Origin of the sequence: Haemophilus sp. C1 (assembly GCF_001276515.1) — a bacterium.
Lineage (GTDB): Bacteria > Pseudomonadota > Gammaproteobacteria > Enterobacterales > Pasteurellaceae > Haemophilus.
The window spans coordinates 1-5,944 of the sequence record NZ_LDVZ01000041.1 but is presented as its reverse complement, the minus strand read 5'-3'; the positions used below and the strand labels follow the sequence as shown (position 1 = coordinate 5,944).

Genomic DNA, 5,944 nt, shown 5'->3' with positions numbered 1-5,944 from the left:
TGAAGATTTGAAATTACGTTTAAATGATAAATAAAAAAACCTGCTAATTAGCAGGTTTTCTTTTTCCAAATTATTTAAAAACTCACCGCACTTTTTAATTTTTTCAGTGCATTGGTTTCTAATTGACGAATACGTTCCGCAGATACATTATATTTTGCTGCCAAGTCGTGCAATGTAGCTTTGTTATCATCTAACCAACGAGCTTTGATAATATCCTGACTACGCGCATCTAGACTTTGTAACGCTGCACCTAATTGCTCGGTTGCTTGGTTTTCAAAGTTTTCATTTTCAAGCTCTGCTGCGAAATTAGAACTTTTATCTTCCAAATAAAGGGCGGGAGAATAGGTTTCTGTTTCTGCATCATCAGTGGGTAAATCAAAACCTACGTCCGCACCGCTCATACGTGATTCCATTTCGATCACATCTTCTTTGGAAACACCCAATTCGTTTGCTACGATATCAACTTCATTTTCATTGAACCAGCCTAAACGTTGTTTAGTTTTGCGTAGGTTGAAAAATAATTTACGTTGAGCTTTCGTAGTTGCGACTTTTACAATACGCCAGTTACGAAGAACATATTCGTGGATTTCAGCTTTAATCCAATGCACAGCGAATGATACCAAACGTACACCAACTTCAGGGTTAAAACGTTTGACAGCTTTCATTAAGCCGATATTGCCTTCTTGGATTAAGTCAGCTTGTGGCAAACCATAGCCAGAATAGCCACGCGCAACATGGATCACGAAACGAAGATGCGACAAAATGAGTTTTTTCGCAGCATCTAAATCCTCGTGATAATACAAGCGTTCTGCCAATTCCTTTTCTTCCTCTGCGGTCAGCATCGGATATTCATTTGCCGCACGAATATAACCTTCGATACTGCCTTGAGGAACTAACATCATTTGTGTTTCTTTATCCATCGTTTCCCTTCTTTATTTTGGCTTTTGCCAATCAATGTACTTAGTTATAGCACAATAAGCTATCTTATTGAACCAATTTGTTAATAAGACAGGTTTTATCAATCAAAAGTTCAATTATTCTAAATAATTCTGATTAATTAGCAAAGTGGAATGAGGGTTAAATTAAGATTTTCATTAATCACTTTAAATAGTAAATCAATGTTTGGATGCTTGCCTGGATTCGCTTTTGCATCTTCGACGTGTTCTGTAAACCATTCAACACCTTGTTGTGCTGAAGTGCAGTTTAATTTCCCGTTAAATTTTTCAGCCAATGCATTATAAAGGCGAAGCGAACCTAATTTACCTGGTATGGCAGGAATGTTGTGGATAATCGTTTCACCATCCATCACATTTAAACCGGTTAAATGATCGATTGTGGGTAAGGTTTCTAAAATTTCTTTAAAGCTCATGGTTTATTTCCTTAATCTATATAAATTACGCGATAGTTTGCTCGCTATTTACTTCGCCAGTTGAACCGATAAATCGTACTTCAGGTTGTAAATATACACCGAATTTTTCTGCAACAGTTTGGCGAACGTGATGGGCGAGTTTGACTACATCTTGTCCTGTTGCCCCGCTTTTGTTAATTAACACTAATGCTTGTTTTTCATGAACGGCTGCGCCGCCAATTTGAAAACCTTTAAGATTGCATTGATCAATCAGCCAGCCCGCCGCTAATTTCACTGAGCCATCTGCTTGCGGAAAGTGCGGTAGATTTTCGTGATGTTTTTTGATTTCTTCAAAATGTTCTGAATTGACAACCGGATTTTTAAAGAAACTCCCCGCATTACCAAATTCATCGGGGTTAGGTAATTTACTTTGACGGATATGACAGACTTCATCAAAAATTTGTTTAGCGGTGACCGTTTTTGGATCGAACTCTACAAGCGAACCATATTTTAGTACTGGTTGCCAATCTTTCGTGAGTTTTAATCCAACCGCTGTAATCACATAGCCTTGTTGATAACGATGTTTGAAAATACTTTCACGATAACTAAATTCACAATCTGTCGCGGTTAATCGGAAAGATTCTTGGGTTTCAAGATTGAGCACATCCACATAATCGCATACATCTTTAAATTCCACTCCATACGCACCGATATTTTGAATCGGCGCAGAACCGGCACAGCCCGGAATCAAGGCGAGATTTTCCAATCCATTAATGCCTTCATTCACTGCCCATTCCACTAATTTATGCCAATTTTCGCCGCCATTGACGTGAAGATAGTGAAAATTTGCATCTTGTTCGTGCGTAATCCCCATTAAACGGTTAAGGATCACGATGCCGTTAAAATCTTCTAAAAACAGCATATTGCTGCCTTGACCTAGAAAAAGTGCGGGTAAATTTTCTGCTTTTGAATGAGCCCATGCTTGTTGTAGTTGTTCAATGCTATGCGCTTCGATAATTTCACGAGCATTAGTATGAATATGGAAAGTGTGAAAAGGTTGTAAATTTTGCATTTTGATGTCCTAAAATAATGTATGCGGCAAGGTAATCTTGACTTGCGTGCCGCCTTGTTCACGGCGATGAATATGCAATTGTGCATTAAGCTGACGACAACGTTCCGCCATAATATTCAAACCGTAATGCCCTTCTGGCTCCTCAAGATTTGGAATGCCAATACCATTATCTTCAACTAAAATTTCGTATTCGCCTTCTTCATTAATTCTTGCGCTAATTTCAATTGCGGTGCCTTGAGAATGTTTGATTGCATTGGTGGTGGCTTCACGTACAATTTGCAGAACATGAACCAGTTGTTGAGGGTTCAAACTTTGTGATGGCAATTGACAATTCACATTCATTTGCATTGTTGTTTGTGATCGTAATGAATCAATCACTTGTTCTAGTGCAAGCTGTAAGTTCGCTTCTTGTATGGTTAAACGGAAAGTGGCTAAAAGCTCGCGTAACTGTCCATATCCACTGGAAAGTGCTTGTTCAAAATCGGCAATAATTGCCAAACTCTTTTCTTTTGATTGTTCGTCTTCTTTCTTCAGGTTATGTTTGAGCAAAGTAAGTTGAATTTGTAAAAATGATAAGACTTGAGCCAAAGAATCATGTAATTCTCGTGCGATAATTGACCGCTCTTCCATCAATAAAAGCTGTTCTTGTTGGCGTAAATTTTTTTGGAAATAAAGGGCTCGAGCAAGCATTTGAGCAAGGTTTTGCATCATTCTCGGATCGGGGCAAGGTAATCCCGCTTGCCAAGATAGAGTACCAAATTCCTCATTATCCACAGAAAGTGTTTCAGTCTGCAAAGCGTACTCTACGTCTTGATTGCCCAAAGTAATATCCCAATGCTCTGCACCCATAACTTCAACTTTGATATATTTCAAATTCTCGCTGACCAGAATATGGTCAAGCACTTGGCTTAATACTTTATCGTTGAGAGTGTTGGCATTAAGAATTTGAGAACTTTGATAAAGTGTAGTCAAAGAGCGGTTGGTTTGGCGTAACTTTTGTGTTTTTTCGTTTACTGTTTCTTCCAAACGTGAATAAAGCTGACCAAGCTCCGTGGACATTTGTGTGAAGATACGAGCCAATGTACCGAGTTCATTTTGTTTCGTTGTATCAAGCGGAATGTGATTGAATTGACGCATTTGCACTTGCATACTGGCTTTTGTCATTAAGTGCAATGGTTTTACAACTTCTCGCTGTGTGTACCAAATCACATAAGACACCATAGCTAAAATTAACAACATAGCGAAAAAAAGCACCGATACGCCCAAAATCCATTTTTGCTCACTGAAACGTTGCAGTTCAAACACAAAATAATCAACATCTGCCACATAGTCAGTGAGCTGCTTACTATAGTTTTTTACATCGTGTTGGCGCGCATATTTTTCCATGTTCGTCCAACGTTGCAAAATGTTTTGATAGGAATGTTTTAATACATTCGGTGTGAAAAATTGATTTTGAACTTCTAGTAAAGCAGATGAATGAAGACTTATATGATAACGACGTAAGTTCGTTTCCACGCTTTCTGGTTGGTCTTGCATTTCATAAAGCAAGCGATAACTTTGCATACGCAAAGAACCTGAAATATTAATGGCTTCGGCATCATATTTATTACTGCTCATAATTGCCAAACTGAGAGAACTAATCACACCAGCAACGATAAGAATGATAAATAAATATTTCGCAATACGAGTGGAAACGGAACCTTTAGTATGCACAGGAAACTCCAGTGGAAATTTAAAAAAGTGCGGTGAATTTTTTATTTCTTTTTAAATTTAGCCCAAACTTTATCTTCTTGACCTCGCCATAAACGTTGAACGTTGTCATGATGGCGATAAATTAATAGGCAACACACAAGTGCAACGGGAAAAGTAAATTCAGGTTTGAACCACCACACATAAAAAGGCACAAGTAATGCAGAAATAACCGCACTTAATGAAGAATAGCCACTAACAAGAAAAACAAAGATCCACGTACCAAACATTGAACCTGCAACAGTCCAAGAAATTGGTGCGATTGCCCCAAAGGCAGTTGCTACACCTTTGCCACCTTTAAATTGAAAAAAAATTGGGAAAATATGCCCTAAACAAGCACCAAGTGCGACCATCCCCAATTCAAATTGAGTAAGACCTAAATAATAACCCGCCCACACAGGAATCATCCCTTTTAACATATCAAAAACAAGCACCGCCAAGGCAGACTTACGATTTCCAATGCGCAACACATTTGTTGCCCCAGGATTGTGTGAGCCATTTTGACGAGGATCGGGTAATCCAGTAAGGCGACAAATTAAAATCGCACTGGAAATTGAGCCTAAAAGATAGGCAAAAAGCATATAAAAAAGGGCGAAAAGGCTCATTCTACACTCCAGCAAGAAAAACTGTTCGTTATTTTACCCAAAGTTGATAGCATACGCCTACAATAATTTTAGAGGAAACCTTATGGATCGTATTTTTATTGAAGAATTGACTGTTTTTGCACAAATCGGTGTATATGATTGGGAACAGCAAATTAAGCAAAAACTTGTGTTTGATTTGGAAATGGCTTGGGATTGTAAGCAAGCAGCGGAAACGGATGATGTTGAATATTGTTTAAATTATGCTGAAGTGAGCCAAGTGATAATTGATTATGTGGAAAGTAAACCTTTCTTGTTGATTGAGCGAGTAGCTTATGAAGTGGCTGATTTGCTTGAGTCACGTTATCAACTTCAAGGATTAAAAATTAAACTGAGTAAACCGAAAGCCGTCGCGCAAGCTCGAAATGTTGGCGTATTGATTGTACGTGGATGTTTAAAATAATGTAAAATTTTCGTAAAAACTTATCGGCTTTTAAAACAAAATTGACTAAAATAGTCGTGAGTTTTTACTGCAATAAAGGAGATTGCAATGAATATGAAAACCTTATTAGCACTAGCGGTTAGTGCGGTATGTTCAGTTGGTGTTGCGCAAGCACATGAGCATAATCATGAGCACAATATGGCACCAAAAGGTGCTTCTATTGAAGTGAAAGTGCAACAACTTGATCCAGTAAACGGTAACAAAGATGTGGGTACAGTGACTATTACTGAATCTAACTATGGTCTTGTGTTTACCCCTAATTTACAAGGATTAAGCGAAGGCTTACATGGTTTCCACATCCATGAAAACCCAAGCTGTGACCCAAAAGAAAAAGAGGGTAAATTGACAGCTGGTTTAGGCGCTGGTGGTCACTGGGATCCTAAAGGTGCAAAACAACATGGTTACCCATGGCAAGATGACGCACACTTAGGTGATTTACCTGCATTAACTGTATTACATGATGGTACAGCGACTAACCCTGTTTTAGCACCACGTCTTAAACATTTAGATGATGTTCGCGGTCACTCTATTATGATCCACGCTGGTGGTGATAATCACTCCGACCATCCAGCTCCACTTGGTGGTGGCGGCCCACGTATGGCTTGTGGCGTGATTAAATAATTCGATTGTTCGAAATGATCTGCACCCCAAAAGTTGGACTCAACAAACCAACAATTGAGGTGCAGATTTTT

7 protein-coding genes are annotated in these 5,944 nt (G+C 38.6%); 2 read left to right on the top strand and 5 right to left on the bottom strand.

Annotated features, from left to right (window positions below):
• Positions 1 to 74: 74 nt before the first annotated feature.
• The 5 genes from rpoH to plsY all read right to left on the bottom strand — a co-directional run bounded on the left by rpoH (position 75) and on the right by plsY (position 4,774).
• A complete protein-coding gene (gene rpoH / locus ABW51_RS09255; RefSeq protein WP_042603015.1) occupies positions 75 to 920 on the bottom strand; it encodes an RNA polymerase sigma factor RpoH in 846 nt (281 codons plus the stop codon).
• A 137-nt stretch (positions 921 to 1,057) separates the two neighbouring features.
• Complete coding sequence (locus ABW51_RS09250) at positions 1,058 to 1,369, bottom strand: DUF2322 family protein (protein ID WP_053466514.1); 312 nt, start codon at positions 1,367 to 1,369, stop codon at positions 1,058 to 1,060.
• Between the two features lie 25 nt (positions 1,370 to 1,394).
• Positions 1,395 to 2,420 (bottom strand): UDP-N-acetylmuramate dehydrogenase, encoded by a 1,026-nt coding sequence (gene murB, locus ABW51_RS09245; RefSeq protein WP_053466513.1) that lies wholly within the window; start codon positions 2,418 to 2,420, stop codon positions 1,395 to 1,397.
• Between the two features lie 9 nt (positions 2,421 to 2,429).
• Positions 2,430 to 4,133, bottom strand: coding sequence for a nitrate/nitrite two-component system sensor histidine kinase NarQ (gene narQ / locus ABW51_RS09240; protein WP_053466512.1), 1,704 nt, complete (start codon positions 4,131 to 4,133; stop codon positions 2,430 to 2,432).
• A 41-nt stretch (positions 4,134 to 4,174) separates the two neighbouring features.
• Positions 4,175 to 4,774, bottom strand: a complete 600-nt coding sequence (gene plsY, locus ABW51_RS09235; RefSeq protein ID WP_053466511.1) for a glycerol-3-phosphate 1-O-acyltransferase PlsY — start codon at positions 4,772 to 4,774, stop codon at positions 4,175 to 4,177.
• 82 nt (positions 4,775 to 4,856) lie between these two features.
• Here plsY and folB point away from each other — a divergent pair, with 82 nt between their 5' ends.
• Both folB and sodC read left to right on the top strand, forming a co-directional pair.
• On the top strand, positions 4,857 to 5,213 hold the full coding sequence (gene folB, locus ABW51_RS09230) for a dihydroneopterin aldolase (protein ID WP_005632829.1): 357 nt from the start codon (positions 4,857 to 4,859) through the stop codon (positions 5,211 to 5,213).
• A gap of 87 nt (positions 5,214 to 5,300) precedes the next feature.
• A complete protein-coding gene (gene sodC / locus ABW51_RS09225) occupies positions 5,301 to 5,873 on the top strand; it encodes a superoxide dismutase family protein (protein WP_053466510.1) in 573 nt (190 codons plus the stop codon).
• Positions 5,874 to 5,944 lie beyond the last annotated feature (71 nt).

Bases quoted from the DNA above. Each gene is read 5' to 3' on its own strand.
- murB (WP_053466513.1), bottom strand. From the start codon at position 2,420: ATGCAAAATTTACAACCTTTTCACACTTTCCATATTCATACTAATGCT.
- ABW51_RS09250 (WP_053466514.1), bottom strand. From the start codon at position 1,369: ATGAGCTTTAAAGAAATTTTAGAAACCTTACCCACAATCGATCATTTA.
- sodC (WP_053466510.1), top strand. From the start codon at position 5,301: ATGAATATGAAAACCTTATTAGCACTAGCGGTTAGTGCGGTATGTTCA.
- folB (WP_005632829.1), top strand. From the start codon at position 4,857: ATGGATCGTATTTTTATTGAAGAATTGACTGTTTTTGCACAAATCGGT.
- rpoH (WP_042603015.1), bottom strand. From the start codon at position 920: ATGGATAAAGAAACACAAATGATGTTAGTTCCTCAAGGCAGTATCGAA.
- plsY (WP_053466511.1), bottom strand. From the start codon at position 4,774: ATGAGCCTTTTCGCCCTTTTTTATATGCTTTTTGCCTATCTTTTAGGC.